Below are 25,818 nucleotides of genomic sequence, written 5' to 3'. Positions count from 1 at the left end.
CGAGCGGGGGCCACACGGCGGCCGATCAGAAAATCATTCGATCAGCCGCCCAGCGGGCTACCGACCGGACCTGCGACCGGGAGGCCGCCGAGCAGCGCGGAGCCGCCCTTCCCGGCCTCGTTGAGCTGCCCCAGGGTGTCCGTGGCGGTCTTCACCGGAGAGCCGTCCGTGGTGCTGCTCAGGACGTCCGTCTTCAGTCCATTGGCGGCGATCGCCTCAAGCCCACCATTCAGACTGGTGGGGGTCAGCGCCTCCGTGGCCATGGCGGGCGCGGCGGCACCCAGCGCCACGAGCGAACCGGCGACGAGCGCGGCGACCTTGGTGGACTTCATGGGGAGAATCCTTCCTCTGAACTTTCAAGTCACGTGCCACACAGGGTTCTTGGCTGAATCCCGCGTGTTGTTCTGCCTTCTGTAACGAGAAGTGCGCTCCCCGGAAACTCCGGGAGGAAGGATTTCTCGACACTGCACCCGATCGAAGTCGACCGGTGCTATTTGTCGCGCGCGAAGGCCCGCACCGACTCGGCGGACGCCGGGCCGGTGCGGGCCTTCGCGGGGATTACCTGACGGGCAGCGGGGGCTTGACCGGCAGCTCGGGGACGTCGACGGGCGGCTTCACGGGCGGGTCGACCGGGAGCGCCGGCGGGTCGACGGGCAGCGCCGGCGGCTCGACGGGCAGCTCGGGCGGGTCGACGGGCAGCTCCGGCACGGCGACCGGGAGCGCCGGGAGCGCGGGCAGGCCGGCCAGGTCCGGTGCGGGCAGCCCGCTGCCGAGCACGGTGGCGACGGCCAGGTTGACCAGCGAGGTCAGGGTCGCGGTCACCTGCGGTACGACTCCGCCGGCGTCACCCGAGGTGACGGCGGCGAGCAGGCCGGCGACCGCCTTCTCGACCGTGGCGAGGGCGTCGTCCACGATGTCCGCGGGCGCGGCCCGGCCGGTGTCGGCGGCCTTCGCCCCGGCCGTGACGGGCAGGGTGACCGGCGGCTTCACGGGAAGGCCCACCGGCGTCTCGACCGCGGGCGGCGTGACAGGAAGGTCCGGCGCGGGAAGATCCGGGGCCGGGAGATCCGGCGCGGGAAGCTCGGGGGCCGGGAGATCCGGCGCGGGAAGGTCCGGCGCGGGAAGCTCGGGGGCGGGAAGCTCGGGGGCCGGGAGGTCCGGCGCGGGAAGATCCGGGGCCGGGAGGTCCGGGGCGGGTGTCTCCGGCAGGGGGGCCGGGGCCACGCCCTTGGCCTGCTCGACAGCGGCCGCGATCTTCGCCTTGAGGGCGTCGGCGTCGGCGGCGGGCAGCTGGCCCGCGTCGGCCTTGAGCGCGGCCGTGACGAGTTCGGTCACGGGGGTCGTCACGGCGCCGAGCCCGCCGAGCGCCTGAGCCTGAGTCAGCAGGGCGGCGGCTTCGGGGAGGGGGGCGCGGGCGGCCCGGTCGGCCGCGGAGGACGGATGGTGTTCGCCGGCGGCGGCGGGTCCCGCCGCGCCGAGGGTGATGACGGCGGATATCGCCAGGGCGGTGAGGCGGCGTGTAGCCAGGGGACGCATATGTGTTCCTTTTCCTTATGCGTCGGACAACTTCTCTCCCACCGTGCCTGCGGGTATAGCCCTCCGCAACCGGGGAACTACTGAGCGCCACGTCTCCGTTCGAGTGAATCCCCCGCCCCGACCTGCCCCCCGAAGGGGCGTACGCCGTTGCACCGAACGGCGCACGAGGGTGCGGCCGAACGAGTACCGCACCAGTCCCAGCAAGGAAAAAGCCGGTGCGCCCACCCCGTCGGGGATGGGCGCACCGGCTTCGGAAGGACCGATCCGCTGTGCGAGATCAGGCGTTGACGCAGGCGTTGCCGAAGGTCGGGTTCAGCGCGCCGATGACGCTGACGGTGTTGCCGCAGAGGTTGACCGGGATGTGGACCGGGACCTGGACGACGTTGCCGGAACCGACACCCGGGGACTTCACGGCCGCACCCTCGGCGATGGAGTCGGCGGCGGCGACACCGGCGGCACCGGCGACCGCGGCGGCGGCACCCACGGTCAGGACAACGGCCTTGGCGATACGGGACATGGAGAAGTACTCCTCGATCGAATTCATCCAACTCGGACTGCGCGGACTGTTCGGCCCGGCTCCCTCAACAACGCATCGACCTTTCATCGGTTGCTCTCCCGAACGGGTGACGTTCAACCGATCTTTGGGCCATAAGAGGGCCATTCGAGCGACTGGGCGTGGAATGGCGCAACACGCTCAACGAGGAACCTGCCGCACAGATACGGGAGTTAGCGTTTCCGGGCATCTAATGCTTACTATCGCCCCGCGTCGGGGTTATAACGTTCCCGAACGTTGCTTCCGGGCCGGCCGCGCGTTCACCCATTTCGTGCGGACGACACCTTCCCCTCTCCCGGCCTTCTCGGGTCTTCCCCTCCTCCTCTCATCAAAGCGGAGAACCTGTATGCGGAATTCAGCGTTTCCTGCTGTGCGTCGCAGCGTGTTGTGCGCCCTCTCGTGTGCGGCCCTGTCCGCCGCGCTGCCGGTCGCCTCCGCCGTCGCACCCCAGCCCGGTGAGGCCGCCCGCGTCCCCTTCCTCCCGCGCTACCAGGCCGAGCAGCACGGCGGGATCGTGCGGGCCGCCAACACCTCGGCGAAGGGCGTGGAGGGCACGGAGTCGGTCAACGACGGCTCCTCGATCACCTACGTCGACGTGGACAGCGACCCGAACACGTACAACTCCAGCCGCGCCGAGCTCCGGGTGCCCGAGGGTGCCCGGGTGAGCTGGGCCCGTCTCTACTGGGGCGGAAACCTGCGCGTGGGCGAGCAGAAGCCCCCGAAGGACAACGGGCGCGTCCTGATCGCCGAGCCCGGCGGGCAGTACAAGGCGCTCCTCGCCGACACCCTGATCGGCCACCGCACCGCCGTCGGCGCCGACGCCTTCCAGGCCTCCGCCGACGTCACCGAGCTGGTCCGCTCGGCCCGGTCGGGCCAGTGGACCGTCGCCCAGGTCAATGTGGCCATGGGGAGCTCGAGGGTCGGCGGCTGGGGAGGCTGGACGCTCGTCGCCGCGTACGAGAAGGACTCGGAACCACTGCGCCGACTGGGCGTCTGGGACGGTTTCGAAACGGTCGGACCGGGGGACGGTGAGCTGCGCGTGCCGGTCGACGAAAACAGTTATCCGAAGGACACGGGCGGGCAGCTCGGCGTGATCGCCTATGACGGCGACCGCGGTACTTCCGGTGATTACCTGGCAGTGGAAACGAGCAGCTCGAAGAGCATCCTCATGGCCGATTCCGCCAATTCCGCGGACGACGTGATGAACTCCAGCATCACCGAATTCGGCACCGGTCGGACCGTCCGTTTTCCCGATGGTACGAACACTCTGGGATACGACTCCGACGTCTTCGACCTGCGGGGGGCGCTGCGCGAGGGGGCCGATCGTGTCCACGTCCGGTTCGGCAGCCGGAAGGACACCGTCTGGCTCGGTGCGCTCTTCCTCCAGGCTGACGTCCGGCGCTGACGTGCGGCCGCCACGAGCATCGGAGGCGCCGGACCCCGTGTCCGCCGCCGTAGCCGTCCTGCACGCGGTCCAGCCCGGGGACGGCGGGGTCGCCCGCGTCGTCGTCGACCTGGTCCGCGCGCAACGCGCCGCCGGCCTGCGGGTCGCGGTCGCCTGCCCGCCCGGCACCGCCCTCTCCGCCGCTGTCCGCGCCGAGGGCGTGGAGACCCACGACTGGCATGCCGGCCGGGACCCCGGCCCCCGACTGGTCCGCGAGACGAGGGAGTTGGCCCGGGTGATCCGTACCGTCCGGCCCGCCCTCGTCCACGCGCACAGCGCCAAGGCCGGTCTGTGCGCCCGACTCGCCCTGAGGGGACGGGTTCCGACGGTGTATCAGCCGCACGCCTGGTCCTTCGAGGCGGTCACCGGGACGACCGCCTCGCTCGCCCGCCGCTGGGAGCGGTTCGGCGCCCGCTGGGCGGACCGGATCCTCTGTGTGAGCGAGGCCGAGCGGCGTACCGGTGAGGCCGCCGGGGTCGTGGCGCCGTGGTCCGTCGTCCACAACGGTGTGGACGTGGCCCGGTTCGCGACCGAGGGCCCGCCGGGCAACCCCGTACCCACCGTCGTCTGTGTGGGCCGGCTCTGCCGCCAGAAGGGACAGGACGTGCTGCTCGCGGCCTGGCCCGCCGTCCTCGCGGAGGTGCCCACGGCCCGGCTCGTCCTGGTCGGCGACGGCCCGGACGGCGAACGGCTGCGGGCGGCCGCGGGGCCCTCGGTGCGCTTCACCGGCGCCGTCGACGACACCGTCCCCTGGTACCGGGCCGCGGACGTCGTCGTCCTGCCGTCCCGCTGGGAGGGCATGGCGCTCGCGCCCCTCGAAGCCATGGCGAGCGGCCGGCCGGTCGTCGTCAGCGATGTGGACGGGGCCCGCGAGAGCCTGCCGCCCGCCCACCAACCCCTGTGCCTGGTCCCGCCCGAGGACCCGGCCGCGCTCGCCGCCGCTCTGGGCCGCCTCCTCGGCAGGCCGGAGCTGCGGCACCGCCTGGGCCGCGAGGCCCACGAGCACGTACTCAGCAGTTTCGATGTCCGGCGCACGGGCGCGGCCGTCGCGGACGTCTACCGCGAGCTGGCCGGCGTGCGGGAGGCCGAACACAGAGAGCCGATTGCGCAGTGACCACGGAAAGTACCAGCGTTCCCTCCTCGCCGGGCCCCTGGCCCACGGCGGGCCAGGCCTTCGGCCTCGCCTCCCTCGCGCCGCGCCGCGGCACGACCGACCGGCTCGCGCTGCCGCGCCGTCCCGCCCACCGGCGGTCCGGTACCGGCCCGCTCGTCGTCGTCGACTGCCTCGCGGTCCTGGCCGCCGCCTCGCTGCTCAGCGTGGTGCACCACGACGCCCGACTGCTGCTGCCGGTGGCGGCGCTCGTCCTCGTCCTCGACGGGCACGGCGGGCTGTACCGGCCGGCCGCGCACACCCGGGCGCTCGACGAGCTGCCGGCACTGGCCTCCCGCGCCGGGGTCGCCTGGTGTCTGGCGGCGGCCGGGGTCGCCGCGTACTCCCCCACCCTGGCGATCGGGCCACTGCGGCTCTGCGCCGCGTACGCCACGCACGTCGCCGTGGCGTGCCTGGTCCGCGCGCTGCTGCTGGCCCGCAGGCGGCGGGTGGCGCGGGAGCGTCCGCGCTCCGCGCTGGTCGTCGGCGGAGCGGGGGCCGCGCGCCGGTTCGCCGCCGCGGCCGCCCAGCACCCGGAGTACGGGGTGCGGCCGGTCGGGATCGTCGGCGTGCCGGAGCAGGGCGGTGCTCCCCGGCCCGTCGGGGAGGCCGCGATCCCGGTGCTCACGACGACCGAGGAGATCCACCGGGCCGTCATCCAGAACAGCGTGTGCGAGGCGGTGTTCCTCGACGACGACCCGGGTCTGGTGACGCTCTTCCAGCACTACGGCTGCACCACCTGGCGGGTGGGCGGCGAGCGGTCGGGCGGGCCGATGGGCGAGCACCTGTGGGGGTACGCCCGGCACCGGATCGTCCCGCTGGGCGAGCGGCGCGGGCTGACGGCCAAGCGGGCGCTCGACATCGCGCTCGCCGCGCCCGCGCTCGCGCTCGCGCTGCCGGTGCTGTTGCTCTGCGCGCTCGCCGTCCGTCTGTCGGACGGTCCGGGGGTGCTCTTCCGGCAGGAGCGGGTGGGCCAGCACGGCCGTCACTTCACGCTCCTCAAGTTCCGTACGCTGCGCCCGACCGACGACACCGAGTCGGCGACCCGCTGGAACGTGGCGGGCGACCGGCGGATGAGCGCGGCCGGCAGCTTCCTGCGCAAGAGCTCGCTGGACGAGCTGCCGCAGCTGTGGAACATCCTGCGCGGCGACATGAGCCTGGTCGGGCCGCGGCCCGAACGCCCGTACTTCGTCGCCCAGTTCAGCAAGATCCACGCCGGTTACGCGGCCCGGCACCGGATGCCGGTGGGACTCACCGGTCTGGCGCAGGTGCACGGGCTGCGCGGCGACACCTCGATCGAGGACCGCTGCCGCTTCGACAACCACTACATCGACCACTGGTCGCTCTGGCAGGACGTCTGCATCCTGCTGCGTACGGCGGCCGGGCTCGTCCGACCCACAGGGAGCTGAGGATGGCCACGGCCGTGACACCGGTGCCGGCGGTCGATCCGGACGTCGGGAACCGGGCCCGCGAGGACGTACGGGACCGGGTCGGCGAGGACGTACGGGACTGGGTCCGCAGGGCCGGGGCGCTGTCCCCGGTCCTCGTCGTGATCGCGCTGCTCCTCGTCCCCGGCGGCGGGGGCGCGCAGGGCGGCACCGGCGGTACGGGCACGGTCGCGGACGCGGCCTCCGGACTCCTCGTCGTCATCTGTCTCGTCCGGGTGCTGCGCGGCGCGGCCCGGCCGCTGACCCGGACGGCGGCCGTCGTCCTCGGCCTGCCCGTCCTCGGGATCTGCCTGGCCGCGATCACCTCGAACGACCCGGCGGCGAGCCTGCCGGGCGTCGCCCGCTACGTACAGATCTTCGTCCTCGTCCCGGCGGCCGTGCTCCTGATGATCCGCGACCGGCGGGACTTCGCCGTGGTCGCCTGGGGTCTCGTCGGGCTCGCGCTGCTCCAGGGCGCGGTGGGGGTGCTCCAGTACCTGACCGGGACGGGCGCCTCGTACATGGGGGAGGACATCCGGGCCGTCGGCACCTTCGGGCCCACGGACGTGATGGGCATGGCGACGGTCGTGTCGTACGGGCTCGTCGTCGTCACCGGGATCGCGCTCGGCAGCGGGCCGGGCCGGACCCGGACGGCGGCGCTGGTCTGCGCGGGCCTGCTCTTCCTGCCGCTGGTGCTGTCCTTCAGCCGGGGCGCGTGGATCGCGACCGTGCTGGCCTGTGGGATCCAGCTGCTGCTTTCGGGGCCGCGCCGGGCGGCCCGGGTGGCGCTCGCCGCGGGGGCGCTCGGGGTCGTCCTGGTCGGCGGTCTCGGCATCGGTTCGGCGATGGTGAAGGAGCGGGTCGCCAGCATCACGCAGGTGGCGGCCGCGCCGGACCAGTCGGTCACCGACCGGTACACGATGTGGGCGGCGGCCGGGCGGATGTGGAGCACGGAGCCGGTCACGGGCGTCGGGCTCAAGGGCTTCCCCGCGTACCGCGACTCGAACGCCTCGCTGGCGCTCTCCTCCGGCAGCGACACGGCGGGCGCGGGCGCCGCCTTCCAGCGGCAGCCGCTGCTGTCCCCGCACAACATGTACCTCCTGGTCCTCAGCGAGCAGGGCCTCGTGGGGCTGCTCGCCCTGGCGGGCAGCTGGGTGGCGCTGCTCGTCGGCGCGCTGCGGCGGCGGCGCCTCGGCGCGGACTGCGCGTTCGTCGCGACGGGCCTGCTGGCCTGGCAGCTCATCGACTTCTTCTACGCGGACATCGGCGGCCCCTCGACGGTGCTGATGTCCGTCGTGCTCGGCCTGGCGGCCTGGTGGTCGCTGGCGGAGGTGCGGCGTGCGTGACCCGTGGGCCGGGGAGCCGGAGCCCACGGACACCCCGTGGCCCGGCGCCCCGCGCTCCGCGTCCCGGCCGCCCTGCGGCACCCCGCTCGCCGACCCCTGGCAGACCGCGCCTCCGGGCCCCACGGACTCTCCGTGGGCCCCGGAGGCCGCTGCGCTGCCGGGGGCGGGCGCGGGGACGACGTCGGCCGTGCGGGGTACGGAGACGGCCGTGCTGGGGACGGAGACGGCCGTACTGGGGACGGAGACCGCCGTACGGGGTGCGGAGACGGCCGTGTCGGCGGGCGGGGTGCGGACGCAGGCGCCCGCGAGCGCCGGCGTGTACGGCGGGGCTCCGCGGCCGGCCGGCCCGCGGCACGCCGCGAGCACCCCCCGTGCCGCCGGGCAGGCACCACGCGGCCGCCGGGCGCACGCCCGGGCGCGGATGCGGGCGGGCGCCGACCGGGTGCAGGGGCGGGGCTTCCTCGCGAGGGCCGCCGCCGTGACCGCCGGGCTCACCGCCGTCGGGGCCCTGCTCGGGCTCGTACGGGACCAGATCCTGGCCGGGTACTTCGGGGCCGGCGCCGAGACCGACGCGTTCCTGGTCGCGTGGACGGTGCCGGAGTTCGCCTCGACGCTGCTCATCGAGGACGCCCTGGCGCTGATCCTGGTGCCCGCCTTCTCCCGGGCCCTGGCCCGCCGTTCCGGCAGCCTGTTCGGGGATCCGGTGCGGGCCCTCGTGCGCGGCACGCTCCCCCGGCTGACCCTGGGCGTCGCCGTCGCCGCCGCCCTGCTCGTCCTCGCGGCACCGCTGCTCGTCTCCGCGCTCGCGCCCGGCCTGCCCGACCCGCAGCTGGCCGTCGACTGCACCCGGCTGACCGCGACCTGCGTGCTGTCCTTCGCCCTGGTGGGGTACTGCTCCGCCGCGCTCCGCGCCCATGGCTGCTTCCTGCCGCCGGCCGCGATCTACGTGGCGTACAACGTGGGCATCATCGGCACGATCCTGGTGCTGCGCGAGCCGTGGGGCGTGCGGTCCGCCGCGGCCGGGGTCGCGGTCGGCGGAGTCCTGATGGTGCTCGTACAGGCCCCTTCGCTCCTCCGTGAGCTGCGCGTCCGTCCGGTGCCGAAGGAGGAGCCGACGGCGCTCGCCCCCGAGGGCGGGCAGGAGGGCCGCATCCTGGTCCTCGGCCTGATCGCGCCCGTGGTCGCCTTCTCGCTCTGCCGCCAGTCGCAGACCCTGATCGAGCGGTTCCTCGCCTCGCCGCTGCCCGCCGGGGCCATCTCGCATCTGAACTACGCGCAGAAGGTCGCGCAGATGCCGATGATCCTCTCGCTGATGCTGTGCACGGTCAGCTTCCCGGTGGTCGCCCGGGCGCTCGCAGCGGGCGATACCGAGGCGGCCCGCCGCCGGGTGGAGCGGGACCTGCTGCTCGCCGCCGTCGTCGTACTCGTCGGTGCCTCGACGGTGATCGCCGCCGCCCCCAAGATCATCGAACTCCTCTTCGAGCGTGGTGAGTTCGACCGCACGGACACCGTCTCCACCGCCGCCGTCATGCGGGTCTACGCCCTCGGCCTGCTCGGCCAGACCATGGTCGGCGCCCTCGTCCGCTGCTACTTCTCCGCCGCCCGCCCGCTCTGGTACCCGGCCGCCGCCATGGCCGCGGGCCTCGCCACGACGACCGTCGCCGGCATCCCCGGCGCCCACTACTGGGGCGCCGTCGGCATCGCCGCGGCCAACGCCCTCGGCATCACCTGCAGCGCCGTCCTGCTGCTGCGCGGCGCCCACCGCCAGACCGTCCCCGTCCAGGTCGACCGGCTCGGCGAGGGCCTCCTCCGGCTCGCCACCGCCGGAGCCTGGGCCACCGGCGCCGGCTGGATCTGCTCGGTCGGCATCGACCACGCCGCCCTCTCCGTCGCCGTCGCGAGCCTGGTCGTCATCGGCATCTTCCTGATCTTCATCGCCTGCGCCGCCAAGGCGCCGGAGATTCCGCCCCTGCCCCGCTCCGCCTCCCGAAGGACCGACCATGCCCGCCCCCACCGCGCTGCGCCGACTGCTGCCGAAGCCGCCCCTGTGGGTGAAACCGCCCCTGTGGGTGGCGATGTACCACTCGATCACGGACCCCGGTGACGACCCGTACCACGTGACCGTCTCCCCCGTCCGCTTCGCCCGGCAACTGCACTGGCTCGGCGACCGTGGGCTGCGCGGGGTCTCGGTACGGGAGCTGCTGGCCGCCACCGCCGCCGGGCGCGCCAAAGGGCTCGTCGGCCTCACCTTCGACGACGGCTACGCCGACTTCCACGAATCGGCGCTGCCACTGCTGCGCCGCCACGGCTTCACGGCCACCGTCTACGTCCTGCCCGGCCGGCTCGGCGGCGAGAACGCCTGGGACACCGAAGGCCCGCGCAAACGGCTCCTCGACGAGGACGGCATCCTGCGGATCGCGGAGGCCGGCATGGAGATCGGCTCCCACGGCCTCACGCACGTCGCGCTCACCGAGGCCGACGACGCGGCGCTCGCCGACGAGACCCGGCGCAGCCGGGAGCTCCTGGAGGAGATCACCGGCGACACCGTGGACGGCTTCTGCTATCCGTACGGGAAGGTCGACCCGCGCGTGATCCACGCCGTGCGGAAGGCCGGCTACCGCCACGCCTGCGCCATCGACCCGGGCCCGCACACCGGCGCGTACGCCCTGCCCCGCGTCCACATCGGCGAGGACGACACCTCCTGGCGGCTCACCGCCAAGCGCGTCCTGCACCCGCTGCGCCGCCGCCACCCCGTCGACGTGTTCCCCTCGCAGGCCCAGGCCGGACCCGCCGTGGTCGGTGCGCCATGAGGGTCCTGCACGTCATCACCGGGCTCGGCATCGGCGGCGCCGAGCAACAGCTGCGGCTCCTGCTGCGCCATCTCCCCGTCCAGCACGGGGTGGTCACCCTCACCAACCCCGGCGCGGTCGCCGCGGGCATCGAGGCCGACGGCACCGCCGTCACCCATCTCGGCATGGCCGGCAACCGCGACCTCGGCGCGCTGCCCCGGCTCGCGCGGATCGTCCGCCAGGGCCGCTACGACCTCGTCCACACCCACCTCTACCGGGCGTGCGTGTACGGCAGGCTGGCGGCCCGGCTCGCCGGGGTCCGCCGGGTCATCGCCACCGAGCACTCGCTCGGCGAGGCCCAGATCGAGGGCCGCCCGCTCTCCGCGGGGACCCGTGCCCTGTACCTGGCGTCCGAGCGGCTCGGCACCTCCACGGTCGCCGTCTCCCCGAGCGTGGCCCGCCGGCTGGCCGACTGGGGAGTGCCCCCGGCCCGTATCAGGGTCGTGCCCAACGGCATCGAGACCGACCGGTTCACCTTCGACGCCCGCGCCCGCCGCCTCACCCGGGGCGTCCTCGGCATCCCCGAGGACGCCCATGTCGTCGGCGGGGTGGGGCGGCTCACGCCCGGGAAGCGGTTCGACCGGCTCGTCCGGGCCGTGGCCTCGGTGCCGGAGGCCCGGCTGCTCCTCGTCGGCGAGGGCGAGCACCGCGAGGAACTGCTGCGGGTCGCCCGGGAGTGCGGGGCCGTCGACCGGGTGCTGCTCGTCGGGGCCTGCGAGGACCCGCCGTCCGTCGCCTCCATCGGACCCTCGCTGCCCGAACTGCTCTCCGCCATGGACGTCTTCGTCTCGACCTCCCCCGACGAGACCTTCGGACTCGCGGTCGTCGAGGCGCTGGCCGCGGGCCTTCCCGTGCTGTACGTGGCCTGCCCGGCGATCGACGACCTGCCGCCGGACGCGGCCCCGGGTGCGCGCCGGATCGGCGAGTCCGTGCCCGAGCTGATCTCCGCGCTGCGCGGCATCCGGGACGCCCGGCTCACCCGGCTCCCCCAGCCGGCGGCCGCCCGCCGCTACGACATCGCGCACAGCGCGGGGCAGTTGATGTCCCTCTACGACCAGGCCGTCCACGGCACCCCCTCCCCCGCGAAGTGAGGCCCGCACCATGAACACCACCCCATCCCGCACCTTCCCGCCCGCCGGTCTGCGCCGCCCCGGCCGCTGGGCGGTGCTGCCCGCCGCCGTCCTCGCCGGGGCGGCCCTCGGCGGCGGATACGGAGCGCTGAAGACCCCGCAGTACGCGGCGATCAGCTACGTCATCGTCGTACCGGCCGAGAAGTCCGACCCCGCGGCGGCGCTCGGCTTCGCGCAGGCCTACGGGCGGGTCGCCACCGACATCGCGGTGACCGGCGACGCCCAGGTGTGGGCGGGCGTCACCGCCGACACCCTGCGCAGGAGCGTGCAGGCCGCGACCTCCCCGGACGCCCCGATGATCTCGATCACCGCCCGGGCCGAACAGCCCGCGAAGGCGGTGTCCATGGCCGACGGGGTGGCCCGCGCGCTCGTCCTCAACAGCACGCACGTCGCCGGCAGCACGGGCGTGAAGGTCGTCCAGTTCTCCCGCGCCACCAAGCCGGTCACCCCGGTCTCCCCCTCCGCGCCGCTCTCCGCGCTCGTCGGCGCCTGTGCCGGCGGGCTGCTCGGCGGCCTGGTCCTGCTGGTCCGCCCGAAGCGCTCCGCCGCGCGCGGCGAGGCCCGCCACTCCCGGCAGACCGCCGCACCGGCCTCCGGCGCCTCCACCCCGCCCGCCGCCGTGCCCGCCCCCGCGGCCGCCTCGCACCAGCCGGAACCGGAGGCGGTGTGACCCCGAGAGCCCTGCGGACCGAGATCTGCCGTGACGAGGAGCGGTTCGGGCGCCTGGCGGCCGAGTGGACGGCGCTGTACGGGCGCTGCTCCTCCGCGACCCCCTTCCAGTCCCACTCCTGGCTGCACTCCTGGTGGCTCTCGTACGGCCGCCCGGGTGCGCTGCGGGTGGTGCTCGTACGACGGGACAGCGGCGAACTCGTCGCCGCCGCACCCCTGATGCGGGCCCGCGGGCCGCTGCCCGTCCTCACCCAGCTCGGCGGCACGATCACCGACTTCACGGACGTGCTGCTCGACGACGACTGCCCCGAGGCGGCGCCCGCCCTGGCCCACGCGCTCGCCAGGGCGGCCCGGAGCGCGGTGATCGACCTGCGGGAGGTGCGGCCCGGGGCAGCCACCGAGCGGGTCCTCGCCCGCTGGCGCGGTCCGCGCCGACGGCTGCCCGACTCGCTGTGCCTGGAGCTGCCGGCCGTCCCCATGGAGGGGCTGCTCGAACGGATCCCCTCCGGGAAGGCCCAGCGGGTCCGCGCCAAGCTCCGCAAGCTCGACGCCCTCGGCATCGACTCGCACGTCGTCTCGGGGGACGAGGTCCCCGCCGCCCTCGACCGGCTCCTGAAGCTCCATCAACTCCAGTGGCAGGGACGGGGAGTGACCGCCGAGCACACGAGCCGGCGGTTCGCCCAGCACCTCGCGCGGGCGGTACGCCCCATGGTGGAGCGCGGGGACGCGATGGTCACCGAGTTCCGGCTCGCCGGGGACGTGGTGGCCGCCGACCTGACCCTGATGTCCCCCCGGCTCGCCGGCGGCTACCTGTACGGCGCCGACCCGGAGCTGCGGGCCCGCAAGGTCGACGTGGCGACGATGCTGCTGCGCCACGGGGCCCGCGAGACCAGCACCGGCGGGCGGGCCACGCTGAGCATGCTGCGCGGCACCGAGGCGTACAAGCAGCACTGGCGGCCCGAGACCGTCCGCAACCAGCGGCTGATGCTCGCGGGGCGCGCCACGGCCCCGCTCCTCTGGCTGCGCGCGGGCGCGGCCGACGGGCGCCGCTGGGTGGCCCGCCAGGCCCGGGAACGGGCCTGGGTCGGACGGGCACTCACCCGCCTCCCGGGCCGGACACCGAACGGCGGCGGTTGATCTCCGCCGCCGCCGTTCGGATCCGGTCCGGCCCGGGTCCGGTCAGAAGGGCCAGACGCCCTGCAGCGCGTCCTTCCAGTCGAGGTCGACCTCGTCCTTCCAGGAGTCCTTCGGGACACAGACGGGCCCGCCGATCCAACTCTCGACCCACGAACCGAGGTTCACGGTCCAGCAGTCGGGCTTGGGCACGGGTGTGGGCACGGGCTCGGGCTCGGGCTTCGGTTCCGGCTCGGGCTCGGGCTTCGGCTCGGGCTCGGGCTTCGGCTCGGGCTTCGGCTCAGGCTTCGGTTCCGGCTTCGGTTCCGGCTTCGGCTTCGGCTTCGGCTTCGGCTCAGGCTCGGGCTTCGGCTCAGGCTTCGGCTCAGGCTTCGGCTCAGGCTTCGGCTCAGGCTTCGGCTCGGGCTTCGGTTCCGGCTTGGGCTCAGGCTTCGGCTCGGGCTTCGGCTCGGGCTTCGGCTCGGGCTTCGGTTCGGGCTTGGGCACTGGGACCGTCGGGTCAACCGGATCCACCGGATCCACCGGATCCACGGGGTCGACAGGATCAACCGGGTCCACCGGGTCCACCGGGTCCACCGGGTCCACGGGGTCCACCGGGTCCACGGGGTCGACGGGATCCACCGGATCCACCGGATCCACCGGATCCACCGGATCCACCGGATCAACCGGATCAACCGGATCAACAGGATCCACCGGATCCACCGGATCCACCGGGTCGACAGGATCCACCGGGTCCACGGGATCCACCGGCACTTCCGGCACTTCCGGTTCCACCCCGAACAGCATCTGCCGGAACACCTGCGACGACCGCGGATTGTCGTCGCACTGCCAGACGCCGTGCGGACAGTAATCCGTGATCGTGTGGTACAGCGGCTTGTGCTGTTTCATCCACTCCAGCATGCGCTGCATGTAGACAGGATTGTCGCCGTTCCGGAAGAGCCCCCATTCGGGATAGGAGATCTGCTTTCCGTGCTCGGCGGCGAAATCGACCTGCTTCTGGAGCCCGTACGGCTCGCTCACGTGCTGGTCGAAACTCATTCCCGGCGGCTGGTCGTACGAGTCCATGCCGATGATGTCGACGACGTCGTCGCCCGGGTAGCACTCGGTCCACGGAACGGCGTCCCGGCCGCGGCTCGGGTTGAAGTCGAAGCGGAACTCCTGACCCGGCACGGAACGCATCGCGGTGACGATGCGGTTCCAGTACTTCTTCCAGGCAGTCGGGTCCGGCGCGCACCGGTGGGTGTACGTCGTGCCGTTCATCTCCCAGCCGAGGACGACGACGGTGTCGGTCGCCCGGAGCTCGACCAGGCGTTCGGCGAGGGTCTTGAAGTGGTGGTCGTAGTACCCGGCCGCGCCCAGCTGGAGCTGACGGCGGACCTCGTAGTCGGAGACGCCGGCCTCGTTCCGCTCCAGCATGGGGACGTTGAGGACGAAGAGCCGGTCGTCCTTCTCGTTGCGCCAGTCCGCCCAGGCGTCGAGGAAGCCGGGCGGGCCCTCGATGTTCTTCCAGAGGTCGCCCGGCAGGTAGGTGTGGCCGACGCGGAGTTCACGGCCACCGAGCCACCGCTGCAGCTGCCCGATGCGGGCGACCCCGAGCGCGCCCGAGTCGAGGAACGCGCCCATGGCGCTGGAGAGAGACGGCGCGGGGTCCTTCGTCGTTACGGAGTCGGTGGCATGCGCGGGGGACGAGAGAACGACTGAGCCCGAGGCGAGGAGACCGGCGGTGAACACCCCCAGCCATGTTCTCGATGTTCTCCGATGTGCAGCTGCCATGGCCGCTCCTTCGCGTCGTACACCTTTTGATGATCCGTCAATCCGATACTCCGAAAGTATTCCTAATGAGCCGACCGTGGACTCGGCTTCCCTCTGATCAGTAGTCCATTAGAGGATTTCATCGCCCAGTTGGGGCACCCGAGATGAAGGGCATGCCGTGCCGCGCCGTCAGAGTTTCGACACCCGCGTCCCCACCGTCCTCGTACGGCTCGACCGGAACCCCTTCCATCACGGCACTCTCGGCGCCGCGCGCTCGCTGGGAAGAGCGGGAATTCCGGTCCACGCCGTCATCGAATCGACCACCAGCCCGGTCTCCCGATCCCGATATCTCCGCTCGGCCCGCACGGGCCCGCCCACGCCGTCCTCCGTCGCGCTCACGGAACTGCTGGTCCGAATCGCCGACGAGATCAGCCACGACATCGACGGCCGGGTACCCGACGGGGCCTCACATCCCGTGCTGGCCATCCCTCTGGACGACGTCAGCGCCCTCGCGCTGGCCCGTCGGCGCGCCGAGCTCTCCCCCCGCTTCCTGCTGCCCGAGCAGACCGAGGAGCAGCTGCTGCGGGTCGCGGACAAGGCCGCGCTCTCCACCACCTGCGCGGCCCTGGGCCTGCCCCATCCGCGTACCGAACTCCCCACCGGCGCCGACGAGGCCGCCGCGATGGCCTGGTCGCTCGGCCTCCCGGTGGTCGCCAAGTGGAGCAGGCCCTGGCTGCTGCCGGCCGGCCGCGGACTGCGCAGCACCGCGATCGTGCGGTCCCTCGCCGAGGTGCGGGAGCTGTACGCCCGGACCCCGGAGGCCGGCAGCCGGCTGCTGCTCCAGGAACTCCTGCCCGCGGGACGGGACCTGGACTGGTTCTTCCACGGGTACGTGGACTCCGCCGGCCGCTGCGTGACCGGGGCCACCGGGCTGAAGGAGCGCTCCTGGCCCGACGGGGCGGGGCTCACCGCCGTGGGCCGCTGGACGGCGAACCCGGCCGTGGACCGCGCGGCGCGCGAGCTGCTCGACGCTCTCGGCTACCGGGGCGTGTGCGACCTGGACTTCCGGCTCGACCGGTCGACGGGCGCGTACCACCTGCTCGACTTCAACCCCCGGCCCGGCGCGCAGTTCCGGCTCTTCACCGATCCCGACGGTCTTGACGTCGTCCGGGCCATGCACCTGGACCTCACCGGCCGTCCCGTACCGCCGCACTCCCCCGCGTACGGCCGCCGGTTCGTCGTGGAGAACTACGCGGCGCTGTCGCTCCTCACCTCCCCGCGCCGCCGGTACACGGCCGGGCCGGACACCGTGTGGGAGCGGCGGACCGAGCGCGCCTGGTTCGCGGCCGACGACCCGGCGCCGGCGCTCGCGATGGGCCGCGTCTGGCTGGCGCACCTGCTGCGCAAGGCCCTCGGCGCGGCCGCCCGGCGGCTCGGGACCGGCCGGGTCCGGCACCCGGCCACCCTGCCGGCGCCGGCCCGCACCTCCCGCGACCAGCTCACCCAGCGATGCGAACGATGAAGACGAAGAAGGCGGAAGGCGCGATGTCGAAGTCGAAGTCGATGGACGACCTGGTGGTCGTCGGAGCCGGACCCTACGGCCTGTCCGTGGCCGCGCACGCGGCGGCCCACGGGCTGCGCCTGCGGACCTTCGGCCGCTCGATGGAGTCCTGGCACGCCATGCCCTCGGGCATGTTCCTCAAGTCGGAGCCGTGGGCCTCCCACCTCTCCGACCCGGAGGGGGCGTACGGACTCGACGCGTACGCCGTGACGAGGGGCGTCCGCGCCGAGCACGGCGTGCCCCTCCCGGTCGACTTCTTCGCCGCGTACGGCGACTGGTTCGCCCGCCAGGCGGTGCCCGACCTCGACGGACGCCTGATCGCCTCGGTCGCCCCCGCCACGGAGGGCTTCGAGCTGCTGACCGAGGACGGCGAGTGCCTCCGTGCCCGGACGGTGGCCCTCGCCGTCGGGGTCCTGCCCTTCATGGAGATCCCCGGACCTCTGCGGGGGCTGCCCCGGCGGTACGTCACGCACTCCAGCCACCACGGCGAGCTCGACCGCTTCGCCGGGCAGGACGTGACCGTCGTCGGAGCCGGTCAGGCGGCCCTGGAGACGGCCGTGCTCCTCACCGAGCAGGGCGCCGCCACCGTCCGGATCGTCGCCCGCGCGGACCGCCTGAACTGGAACACCCCGCCACCGGCCCTCGACCGCGGCCCGTGGCTCTCGCTGCGCGCCCCGCACACGGGCCTCGGCTGCGGCTGGCACAACAAGCTGTACGCGGACACCCCGGGGATCTTCCGGCGGCTGCCGGCCGCCACCCGCGAGCGGATCTTCGACTCGGCGCTGGGCCCGGCGGGCGCGTGGTGGCTACGGGAGCGGTTCGCGGCGGTCGGGGACGTACGGCTCGGGCAGCGGATCACCTCGGCGACCGTGACCGGGGACGGGCGGCTCCGGCTCGACGTCGCAGGCCCCGAGGGGACGACGGTCCTGGAGACCGACCACGTCGTCGCCGCCACCGGTTTCACCCCGGGCCTGGACCGGGCCGGGATGCTCGACCCGGCGCTGCGTGGTGCGCTGCGGACGGTCGGCGCGGTCGGCGCCCCGGAGGTCGACGGCCTCTTCGAGTCCTCCTGGCCCGGCCTCTTCCTCGCCGGGCTGCTCACGGCGCCGTCGTACGGGCCGTCGATGCGGTTCGTCCTCGGTGCCGAGTACACGGCGGGCCGGCTGGTGAAGGGAGTGCGGCAGCGGCTGCGGGCGGGCGCACGCGGCGGCACGGTGGGCAGGCCCCGTACGGGCGAGAAGGCCCCTGTCGGGGCATAGCCGAGGGCCGGCCCCGGGGAGCGGGTGCTCTCCGGGGCCGGCCCCTGCGCCTACGTGCCTCTGTAGACTCAGAAGTTGCCGCAGAAGTTGCCGACGGTCGGGTTCAGCACGCCGATGACGTTCACGCTGTTGCCGCAGGCGTTGATCGGGATGTGGATCGGGACCTGGACCACGTTGCCGGACAGGACGCCCGGCGAACCGATGGCCGCACCGTGCGCGTCCGCGTCCGCGAAGGCGGGCGACGCCACACCCATGGCCATGACGATTCCGGCGACGATGGCCGCAGCCTTCTTACAGTTCATTGCGTCTGGATCCTTTCCTCGGCGGAATACGTTTCCGCTGCACACCACACAACGAACACGCCTCACAAAGGAAACCGAAACAACGACGGCCTCTCCCATTTCACTCCATTGCCCGTACGCGGCAGGGCCGGAGAGAACGGGAACGTTCTCTCCGGCCCTGTCGTGCGCGGTGCGGATCAGCCGTTGTAGGCGCCGTTCCCGGAGAGGACCGGGATGTCCTCCAGGATGTGCGACAGCGGCTCGTCACCCTTGGCCTGGGTGGAGTTCTCCGCGCACTGCTGGTTCTGCGGGGAGGACAGCACGTTGACGTCCTGGACGGCGACGGGGACGAGGATGCCGACGACGGAACCCACGTTGCCCTTGACCGGGGCGCCGAGGCAGAGCTTGTTCAGCGAGCCCTGGACGGCCGAGAACTGGGGGCTCATGTCACCGGCGGTCTTGGAGTTGCCGAACGACTGGTGGGCGCCGTTGCCGCTCAGCGAGGTGGTGCCGCCGTCGTTGGCGATGGCGAGCGCCGGGGAGGCCGCCGCAGCGGAAGCGCCGACAACAGAGGCCGTAACAGCCGCAGCCGCCATAATCTTCTTGATCACGGTGATTCCGTTCCTGTTCCCACCAATCGACCTGATTGATGCGACGGGATCAACTGCGCCCGGGGGCTTTGGTTCCGGCCCTTCACTCGTTCGACTGGGACCTCGTTTCGCGCTGCCGAGTGCGCTCCGCCAAGGGGGTGACACGGCGGAACCCAAACGTCCGGGGCCAGTTGATCAGGGCGCTCCCTGCACGGAGCCGGTTCTAGAAGGGAACTCCCGTGATCAAGAAGGTTATGGCCACTGCGGCCGCAGCCGTCTCCATCGTCGGCGCGTCCGCCGCGGTGGCGACCCCGGCGCTCGCCATCGCCAACGACGGCGGCACCACCTCGCTGAGCGGCAACCACGCTCACCAGGAGTACGGAAACTCCGCCACGTACGGCAACATGAGCCCGCAGTTCGCGCTCGTCCAGGGCTCGCTGAACAAGCCGTGCATCGGCCTGCCGGCCAAGCTCAACGCCGGTTCGATCGTCGGCGCGATCCCGATCTCCGTCCAGGACATCAACGTGCTGTCCTCCCCGCAGAACCAGCAGTGCGTCGAGAACTCGACCCAGGCCAAGGGTGACGAGGCCCTGTCGCACATCCTCGACGACATCCCGGTCCTCTCGGGCAACGGCGTCGGCAACAACTGACGTCCCGCTCACACGTCAGGGGCCGCCCTCCGGGGCGGCCTCTTTCGTTTCGGTCCTACCTGTGCGGCCAGACGGGGGTGTTGACGAGCCGCTCCCACTCCCGGTCCGGCATTCCCGGCACCGTGCGCCCCGCCTGCACCCACTGCGTCACGAGTGCGGAATAGACCGGGAATGGCGTGCGGTCGGCGGGGGTCGGGTCACTTACATAACGGCTCTTCGGAATGAAGGCCATCCGTTCCCATTTCCCGGAATCCGGCGCCATCCTCGCTCCTTCCGCTGCGATTCACGCATCATTACACAGGCGCCGCAGGAGAGTGATTCGCTCTGCACATGTCGCGTCGCGGATCTGTGTACGAGAGAGGTCGAAATAGCGTGCGGGCATGAAATTCGCGCGCCCGAAGCGGCCCCGTCGGCCGCTGCTCGTCCCGGCGGCACTCGCCGCTCTCGCCGCTCTCGTTCCCGGTGCCCTCGCCGTCGCCGCGACCGCCGTCCCGACCGAACTCCCCTCCCCGGAGAAGGGGCTGAACCTCCTGGTGGTCGGCCTCGACACCCGCAAGGGCGTCACCGAGGAGGAGAAGGAGCGCTTCCGGCTCGGCGGGCAGGAGTGCGACTGCACGGACGTGATCATGCTGGTCCACGTCTCCGCGGAGAACGACCGCGTCGACGTCGTGGGGCTGCCGCGCGACTCGCTCACCGCCTTCCCCGCCGACCACCGCGACCGACGGACCGGCAAGGTCCACGGCGCCCATCCCGCGAAGATCAACAGCGCCTGGGCGGAGGGCGGTCCCTCCTTCGCCGTGGAGACCGTCGAGTCGATGACCGGCCTCCCGGTCCACCGCTATCTGGAGATCGACTTCCGGCGGTTCATGGACACCGTGGACCGTGTCGACGGTGGGGTCCCCGTCTGTACGGCGCAGCCGCTCAAGGACCCCGCCACCGGCATCGACCTGCAGCCCGGGACCAAGCGCGTCGGGGGCGGCGAGGCACTCCAGTACGTCCGCTCGCGAAAGGCGGACGGGCAGATGGACTTCGGCCGGATCCAGAAGCAGCAGAAGTTCGTCGTCAACACGCTGCGGCAGCTCCACGAAGGTGTCCTCGACGATCCGGCGCGGCTGAGGGAGTTCGCCGCGACCCTGCGCGGGACGGCGGAGGGCGAGCGCGCGATCTCGACGGCGGAGCTGCTGACCCTCGCCGCGCGGCTGCGGGAGCTGCCCCCGGACCGTACGGAGTTCGCGACCGTGCCCGTACGGGACTTCAACCCGGCCATCGAGGGCGTCGGGTCCACGGTCGCCTGGGACGAGGAGGGGGCGGCGGAGGTCTTCGGGCGGCTGCGGGAGGACCGGCCGCTGCCGGTCGCCGGGGACGTCGCGCCCAGCCTGATCCCGGCGGCCACGTACCGGCCCGCCACGGGGTCTTCGCTCATCTGCCCGTAGGCCGTCCGGTGGACTTCCCGGAACCTCCGGGCCTCTGACCAGTTGATCAGCACGGCTCGGCACTGAGCGAGCCAGTATCCGAAAGGCCTGAACAATGAAGAAGCTGTTGGCTACGGCTGCTGTGGCCGCGTCGGTCGTCGGCGCGACGGCGGCGGGTGCCGGACAGGCGCTCGCGATCGCCGACGACGGTGGCACCACCTCGCTGAGCGGCAACGGTGCCCACCAGGAGTTCGGCAACTCCGCCACGTACGGCAACATGAGCCCGCAGTTCGCGCTCGTCCAGGGTTCCCTGAACAAGCCGTGCGTCGGCCTGCCGGCCAAGGTCAACGCCGGTTCGATCGTCGGTCTCATCCCGATCGCGGTCCAGGACATCAACGTCCTGTCCTCCCCGCAGAACCAGCAGTGCGTCGAGAACTCCACCCAGGCCAAGGGTGACGAGCCGCTGTCGCACATCCTCAGCGACATCCCCGTGCTGTCCGGCAACGGCGCCGGCAACAGCTGAGCGACGACGCTCGGCGACGGCGGCCCCGCCGCCCCTCCTCGGAGGGGTGGCGGGGCCGTCCCCGTTCCGGCCGGGACTCAGCCGAGGAGCTGCTCGCCGAGCGCGGCCGGGTCGGTGACCGGGGCCTCGCACACGAAGTGACGGCAGACGTACGCTGCGGCCCCACCGGCCACCAGCGGCCGGTCCTTCAGGAGCGGGAACTCCTCGCTGTCGGGGGTGCCGGCCGCGAGCACCGCGCCGGGGGCGGCGGACAGGAGCGCGGTACGGCGCAGCTCCCGGAAGGTCTCGTCGCCGGGGGCGCCCACGACGGCGATCTCACGGGGTCCGTCGACGAGGGCCTCGGCGACCGCCAGGCCCCAGCCGATGAAGCGGGGCGCGCGCGGGCCGAGGGCCTTGACGACGCCGAGGGCCCCTTCGGCGGCGGCGCGGTGGGCCTCGGAGCCGGTGTGGGCGGCGTACGAGAGGAGTGCGCCGGCGGCGGCGGTCCAGCCCGAGGGGGTGGCGTTGTCGGTGGGGTCCTGCGGGCGGCGGATGAGGGCCTCGGCGTCGTGGGCGGTGTCGTAGAGCGCGCCGCCCTCGCCGGTGAAGCGGTCGAGGACGATGTCCAGGAGGAAGCCGGCGAACTCGAGCCAGGCGCCCTCGCCGGTGACGGAGGCGAGGGCGAGGAAGCCCTCGGCGACGTCGGCGTAGTCCTCCAGGACACCCGCGTTCGTGCCGGCCCGGCCGTCCTTGGAGGTGCGGGTCAGGCGGGCGGTCTCGTCCATGTGGACCCGGACGAGCAGGTCGGCCGCCTCGGTCGCGCGCTCGACGAGGTCGGGGCGGTCGAAGAGGGCGCCGGTCTCGGCCAGGGCGGCGATCGCGAGGCCGTTCCAGGCGGCGACGACCTTGTCGTCGCGGCCGGGGCGCTCGCGCTCCTCGCGGGCGGCGAGGAGGCGGGCCGCGATCGAGGCGATCCGGTCGGCGTCGGCGACTCCGCCGCCCTGCGGGAGCTGGAGGACGGAGCTGCCGTGCTCGAAGGTGCCGTCCTCGGTGACGCCGTAGTGGGCGGCGGCGAGGGCGGCGTCGTCCTCGCCGAGGACGGCGGCGAGCTGCTCCGGGGTCCAGACGTAGTAGGCGCCCTCCACGTGCCTGCCCGTGGAGTCGTCGCTGTCGGCGTCGAGGGCCGAGGCGAAGCCGCCCTCGGGGGTGCGCAGTTCGCGGACCATGAAGTCGGCGGTCTCCAGGGCGACCCGGCGGGCCAGGTCGCTGCCGGTGGCCTTCCACAGGTGTGCGTACACCCGGCACAACAGGGCGTTGTCGTACAGCATCTTCTCGAAGTGGGGCACGACCCAGGCGCGGTCGACGGCGTAGCGGGCGAAGCCGCCGCCGAGCTGGTCGTAGATGCCGCCGCGGGCCATGGCCTCGCAGGTGTCGGCGGCCATCTGGAGGGCGCCCTCGGAGCCCGTGCGGGCGTGGTGGCGGAGCAGGAACTCCAGGGCCATCGACGGCGGGAACTTGGGAGCGCCGCCGAAGCCGCCGCGGGTGGCGTCGTACTCGCGTACGAGACCGAGGAGTGCCTGAGCGAGTTCCTCCTGGCCGGGGACTCCGTCGCCGCCGTAGGCGAGGGAGCGGCCCGCGAGGTCCTTGACGATGCGGTCGGCGACCTCGCCGACCTCGTCGCGGCGGTCGGCCCAGGCGTCGCGGACGCCTTCCAGGACGTCGGAGAAGGAGGGCATGCCGTGGCGGGGCTCCGGCGGGAAGTACGTACCGAAGTAGAAGGGGGCGGCGTCCGGGGTGAGGAAGACGGTCATCGGCCAGCCGCCCTGGCCCGTGGCGGCCTGGACGGCCTCCATGTAGACGGCGTCGACGTCGGGGCGCTCCTCGCGGTCGACCTTGACGGCGACGAAGTGCTCGTTGACCAGGGCGGCGGTGGCGTCGTCCTCGAAGGACTCGTGCGCCATCACGTGGCACCAGTGGCAGGAGCTGTAGCCGACGCTGAGCAGCACCGGGACGCCGCGGCGGCGGGCCTCCTCGAAGGCCTCGGCCGACCAGGGCCACCAGTCGACCGGGTTGTCGGCGTGCTGAAGGAGGTACGGGGAGGTCTCGTGGGCCAGTCGGTTCGCCATGGGCCCATCCTGCCGCAGACGGCCCGCACCACGGGGGTGCGGGCCGTCGGGGCGTCGCGTGACCTGCCGGTCCGCCGCCCTGTGGCGGCTTTCCGGCTGCTTCCGGCCGCTCCGGCTACTTCCCGGCGGCGCCGGCCTTGGCGGCCGGGGTGTCCGGGGTGGCGTCCGGGTCCGGGGCCTCCTCGAAGGAGACCTTGCCCATGTGGCGGTTCATCGACTTCATCAGCAGCCAGACCGCGACGGCCAGGACCGCGAAGACGACGAAGCCGAGGACGCCGGGGGTCACCTTGTTCTTGTCCAGCTCTTCGGCGGCGAAGGGGACAAGCTGGGTCAGTGCCAGGTGTGCGCTCATGTCAGGCATTGTCGCGGATGCCCGCGAAGAGATCTTCCTCGGGGAGGGAGGTCGGGACCAGCGCCTTGCTGAGCTCGTACTCCTCCGTCGGCCAGACCTCCTTCTGGATCTCCATCGGGACCCGGAACCAGCCGCCGTCGGGGTCGATCTGGGTGCGGTGGGCGATCAGGGCCTTGTCGCGGGTCTCGAAGAAGTCGGCGCAGGGCACGAAGGTGGTCAGCGTCCGCTCCGAGCGCTGGAACTCCTTCCAGCGCTCCAGCCACTCGCCGTACGGGGACTCCATCCCGCGGGCGAGCAGCGCCTCGTGCAGGGCGACCGTGCGGGGACGGTTGAAGCCCTGGTTGTAGTAGAGCTTCAGGGGCTGCCACGACGGGCCGAACTCGGCCTCCGGGTACTTCTCGGTGTCCGTCGCGCCGTCGAAGGCCACCATCGTGATCTTGTGGGTCATGATGTGGTCGGGGTGCGGGTAGCCGCCGTTCTCGTCGTAGGTCGTGATGACCTGCGGACGGAAGGAGCGGATCTTCCGGACCAGCTCGCCGGCGGCCACGTCCACGTCCTGGAGGGCGAAGCAGCCCTCGGGGAGCGGAGGCAGCGGGTCGCCCTCGGGCAGACCCGAGTCGACGAAGCCCAGCCACTCCTGGGAGACGCCGAGGATCTCGCGGGCCTCGTCCATCTCCTTGCGGCGCACCTCGTGGATGTTCGCCTCGATGTAGGCGTCACCCTGGAGCTGGGGGTTGAGGACCGAGCCGCGCTCGCCGCCCGTGCACGTCACCACGATGACGTCCACCCCCTCGGACACGTACTTGGCCATCGTGGCCGCACCCTTGCTCGACTCGTCGTCGGGGTGGGCGTGAACGGCCATCAGGCGCAGCTGCTCAGTCAAGACTCGATCCTCAGTGATTCGACGCGGAGGGAGGCTTCTATAGTGACGGAATCGGGGGAGTGAAAATTCCGCCACCCCCGGCTTCGAGAGGATCCACCATGAGCGCGGTGCGAGAGCAGCTGCCCGAAGGGCGCTACGGGCGCTCCGCGGACGAGCGGGCCGACCGCAAGCTCAAGGTCACCGGAGCGGTGCTCGGGGTCCTCTTCCTCGGCATGATGGGCTGGTTCGGCTGGCACTACGTCGTCGACAGCAAGATCAGCGCCGAGATGATCAAGTTCGACGTCGTGAGCCCCACCGAGGTGCAGGTGCACCTGGAGATCCGCAAGGACGAGGGCGTCAAGGGCGTCTGCACGCTGCGCTCGCGCGCCGAGGACGGCGCCGAGGTGGCCCGCAAGGACGTCCGGATCGATGACCCCGCCGGCCGGGTCGACGACGTCTTCACGCTCCGTACGACCGCGCTCGCGACCAGTGCCGAGCTCGTGGGGTGTACGGCTCGGTAGCGGTGGGTAGGGACCGGGTGACGAGTCCCGGCGGGTCATGAGCGTGACCTGGGGTGACGCCATCTTCATGACTGATGTCCTCCCGCTTTTCGCCACTCATTGTTAGGCTCGTGGTTTCGCCCACCCGGGAAGCGCCTGCTTCCCGTGTAGGGCGATGCTTTGTATTCCCAGTACCTACGAGGAGCACCTGTGACCCAGACCAGCGACAACGTCACCTGGCTCACCCAGGAGGCGTACGACAAGCTCAAGGGAGAGCTTGAGTACCTGTCTGGTCCCGCGCGTACCGAGATCGCCACCAAGATCGCCGCCGCACGCGAAGAGGGCGATCTGCGCGAGAACGGCGGGTACCACGCGGCCAAGGAGGAGCAGGGCAAGCAGGAGCTCCGGGTCCGCCAGCTCACCCAGCTGCTCGAGCACGCCAAGGTCGGCGAGGCCCCGGCGGACGACGGCGTCGTCGAGCCCGGCATGGTCGTCACGATCGCCTTCGACGGCGACGAGGACGACACGCTGACCTTCCTGCTCGCCTCCCGCGAGTACGCGAGCGGTGACATCGAGATCTACTCGCCGCAGTCGCCGCTCGGCGTCGGCCTCAACGGCAAGAAGGCCGGTGACGACGCCGAGTACGAGCTGCCGAACGGCAAGAAGGCCGCGGTGAAGATCCTCAGCGCCAAGCCGTACACCGGCTGAGGCGCCGCTCACCCCGCCTTCGCGT

24 protein-coding genes and 1 pseudogene are annotated in these 25,818 nt (G+C 72.6%); 16 read left to right on the top strand and 9 right to left on the bottom strand.

Annotated elements, in window-relative coordinates; all coding sequences use genetic code 11:
- Positions 1-41: 41 nt before the first annotated feature.
- From OG580_RS23015 to OG580_RS23005, 3 genes are all read right to left on the bottom strand, one after another.
- Positions 42-332 carry a hypothetical protein gene (locus OG580_RS23015; protein WP_267045563.1) on the bottom strand — a complete coding sequence of 97 codons (291 nt, stop codon included), beginning with the start codon at positions 330-332 and terminating at the stop codon, positions 42-44.
- A 226-nt stretch (positions 333-558) separates the two neighbouring features.
- The gene (locus tag OG580_RS23010; protein ID WP_267045562.1) at positions 559-1,536 is read right to left on the bottom strand and encodes a hypothetical protein; all 978 of its coding nucleotides are present in this window, start codon (positions 1,534-1,536) and stop codon (positions 559-561) included.
- A 277-nt stretch (positions 1,537-1,813) separates the two neighbouring features.
- Positions 1,814-2,053: a chaplin gene (locus tag OG580_RS23005; protein WP_267048088.1), complete on the bottom strand. Its 240-nt coding sequence runs from the start codon at positions 2,051-2,053 to the stop codon at positions 1,814-1,816.
- A gap of 406 nt (positions 2,054-2,459) precedes the next feature.
- On the opposite strand from OG580_RS23005, the gene OG580_RS23000 reads away from it, so the two are divergent.
- From OG580_RS23000 to OG580_RS22960, 9 genes are all read left to right on the top strand, one after another.
- A complete protein-coding gene (locus OG580_RS23000; protein WP_323182591.1) occupies positions 2,460-3,494 on the top strand; it encodes a DUF3344 domain-containing protein in 1,035 nt (344 codons plus the stop codon).
- 37 nt (positions 3,495-3,531) lie between these two features.
- Positions 3,532-4,647: a glycosyltransferase gene (locus tag OG580_RS22995; protein WP_267045560.1), complete on the top strand. Its 1,116-nt coding sequence runs from the start codon at positions 3,532-3,534 to the stop codon at positions 4,645-4,647.
- Positions 4,644-6,092 carry a sugar transferase gene (locus OG580_RS22990; protein ID WP_267045559.1) on the top strand — a complete coding sequence of 483 codons (1,449 nt, stop codon included), beginning with the start codon at positions 4,644-4,646 and terminating at the stop codon, positions 6,090-6,092. The genes OG580_RS22995 and OG580_RS22990 overlap by 4 nt, the downstream gene beginning before the upstream one ends.
- Before the next feature lie 2 nt (positions 6,093-6,094).
- Positions 6,095-7,456, top strand: coding sequence for an O-antigen ligase (locus tag OG580_RS22985; RefSeq protein WP_267045558.1), 1,362 nt, complete (start codon positions 6,095-6,097; stop codon positions 7,454-7,456).
- A 421-nt stretch (positions 7,457-7,877) separates the two neighbouring features.
- A complete protein-coding gene (locus OG580_RS22980; protein WP_267048087.1) occupies positions 7,878-9,560 on the top strand; it encodes a lipid II flippase MurJ in 1,683 nt (560 codons plus the stop codon).
- Positions 9,457-10,266 (top strand): polysaccharide deacetylase family protein, encoded by an 810-nt coding sequence (locus OG580_RS22975; RefSeq protein ID WP_267045557.1) that lies wholly within the window; start codon positions 9,457-9,459, stop codon positions 10,264-10,266. The genes OG580_RS22980 and OG580_RS22975 overlap by 104 nt, the downstream gene beginning before the upstream one ends.
- A complete protein-coding gene (locus tag OG580_RS22970) occupies positions 10,263-11,396 on the top strand; it encodes a glycosyltransferase (RefSeq protein ID WP_267045556.1) in 1,134 nt (377 codons plus the stop codon). Before OG580_RS22975 ends, OG580_RS22970 begins: the two co-directional genes overlap by 4 nt.
- A 10-nt stretch (positions 11,397-11,406) precedes the next feature.
- Positions 11,407-12,105 (top strand): lipopolysaccharide biosynthesis protein, encoded by a 699-nt coding sequence (locus tag OG580_RS22965; RefSeq protein ID WP_267045555.1) that lies wholly within the window; start codon positions 11,407-11,409, stop codon positions 12,103-12,105.
- Positions 12,102-13,241 (top strand): GNAT family N-acetyltransferase, encoded by a 1,140-nt coding sequence (locus OG580_RS22960; protein WP_267045554.1) that lies wholly within the window; start codon positions 12,102-12,104, stop codon positions 13,239-13,241. The genes OG580_RS22965 and OG580_RS22960 overlap by 4 nt, the downstream gene beginning before the upstream one ends.
- Before the next feature lie 777 nt (positions 13,242-14,018).
- Here OG580_RS22960 and OG580_RS22955 read toward each other — a convergent pair.
- Positions 14,019-15,011 (bottom strand): annotated as a pseudogene (locus tag OG580_RS22955) (glycoside hydrolase family 26 protein); the annotation flags it as partial.
- A gap of 157 nt (positions 15,012-15,168) precedes the next feature.
- Here OG580_RS22955 and OG580_RS22950 point away from each other — a divergent pair.
- Entirely contained in the window at positions 15,169-16,512 is a 1,344-nt protein-coding gene (locus OG580_RS22950; RefSeq protein ID WP_267045553.1) for an ATP-grasp domain-containing protein, read from the top strand.
- Between the two features lie 41 nt (positions 16,513-16,553).
- Positions 16,554-17,810, top strand: coding sequence for an FAD-dependent oxidoreductase (locus OG580_RS22945; RefSeq protein ID WP_267048086.1), 1,257 nt, complete (start codon positions 16,554-16,556; stop codon positions 17,808-17,810).
- A gap of 68 nt (positions 17,811-17,878) precedes the next feature.
- Here OG580_RS22945 and OG580_RS22940 read toward each other — a convergent pair whose 3' ends face one another.
- A complete protein-coding gene (locus OG580_RS22940) occupies positions 17,879-18,112 on the bottom strand; it encodes a chaplin (RefSeq protein WP_323182590.1) in 234 nt (77 codons plus the stop codon).
- A gap of 176 nt (positions 18,113-18,288) precedes the next feature.
- Positions 18,289-18,702: a rodlin gene (locus OG580_RS22935; RefSeq protein WP_267045552.1), complete on the bottom strand. Its 414-nt coding sequence runs from the start codon at positions 18,700-18,702 to the stop codon at positions 18,289-18,291.
- Between the two features lie 218 nt (positions 18,703-18,920).
- On the opposite strand from OG580_RS22935, the gene OG580_RS22930 reads away from it, so the two are divergent.
- From OG580_RS22930 to OG580_RS22920, 3 genes are all read left to right on the top strand, one after another.
- Positions 18,921-19,331 carry a rodlin gene (locus OG580_RS22930; protein WP_267045551.1) on the top strand — a complete coding sequence of 137 codons (411 nt, stop codon included), beginning with the start codon at positions 18,921-18,923 and terminating at the stop codon, positions 19,329-19,331.
- Between the two features lie 380 nt (positions 19,332-19,711).
- Entirely contained in the window at positions 19,712-20,764 is a 1,053-nt protein-coding gene (locus tag OG580_RS22925) for an LCP family protein (protein ID WP_267045550.1), read from the top strand.
- Positions 20,765-20,858: 94 nt separating this feature from the next.
- Complete coding sequence (locus OG580_RS22920; protein WP_267045549.1) at positions 20,859-21,266, top strand: rodlin; 408 nt, start codon at positions 20,859-20,861, stop codon at positions 21,264-21,266.
- A gap of 77 nt (positions 21,267-21,343) precedes the next feature.
- On the opposite strand, the gene OG580_RS22915 is transcribed toward OG580_RS22920, so the two are convergent.
- From OG580_RS22915 to mca, 3 genes are all read right to left on the bottom strand, one after another.
- A complete protein-coding gene (locus OG580_RS22915) occupies positions 21,344-23,371 on the bottom strand; it encodes a thioredoxin domain-containing protein (protein ID WP_267045548.1) in 2,028 nt (675 codons plus the stop codon).
- A 115-nt stretch (positions 23,372-23,486) separates the two neighbouring features.
- A complete protein-coding gene (locus OG580_RS22910) occupies positions 23,487-23,723 on the bottom strand; it encodes a hypothetical protein (RefSeq protein WP_267045547.1) in 237 nt (78 codons plus the stop codon).
- Position 23,724: 1 nt separating this feature from the next.
- A complete protein-coding gene (gene mca / locus OG580_RS22905; protein ID WP_267045546.1) occupies positions 23,725-24,606 on the bottom strand; it encodes a mycothiol conjugate amidase Mca in 882 nt (293 codons plus the stop codon).
- Positions 24,607-24,704: 98 nt separating this feature from the next.
- Between mca and OG580_RS22900 the strand changes: the two genes are divergently transcribed.
- Together OG580_RS22900 and greA are read left to right on the top strand one after the other, a co-directional pair.
- Positions 24,705-25,106: a DUF4307 domain-containing protein gene (locus OG580_RS22900; RefSeq protein ID WP_267045545.1), complete on the top strand. Its 402-nt coding sequence runs from the start codon at positions 24,705-24,707 to the stop codon at positions 25,104-25,106.
- A gap of 189 nt (positions 25,107-25,295) precedes the next feature.
- Positions 25,296-25,793: a transcription elongation factor GreA gene (gene greA / locus OG580_RS22895; protein ID WP_267045544.1), complete on the top strand. Its 498-nt coding sequence runs from the start codon at positions 25,296-25,298 to the stop codon at positions 25,791-25,793.
- Positions 25,794-25,818: the final 25 nt, after the last annotated feature.

It is taken from the genome of Streptomyces sp. NBC_00094, from assembly GCF_026343125.1.
Taxonomy (GTDB): domain Bacteria; phylum Actinomycetota; class Actinomycetes; order Streptomycetales; family Streptomycetaceae; genus Streptomyces.
The sequence above is the reverse complement of the archived record's forward strand: the minus strand, read 5'-3'. Positions and strand labels throughout refer to the sequence as shown.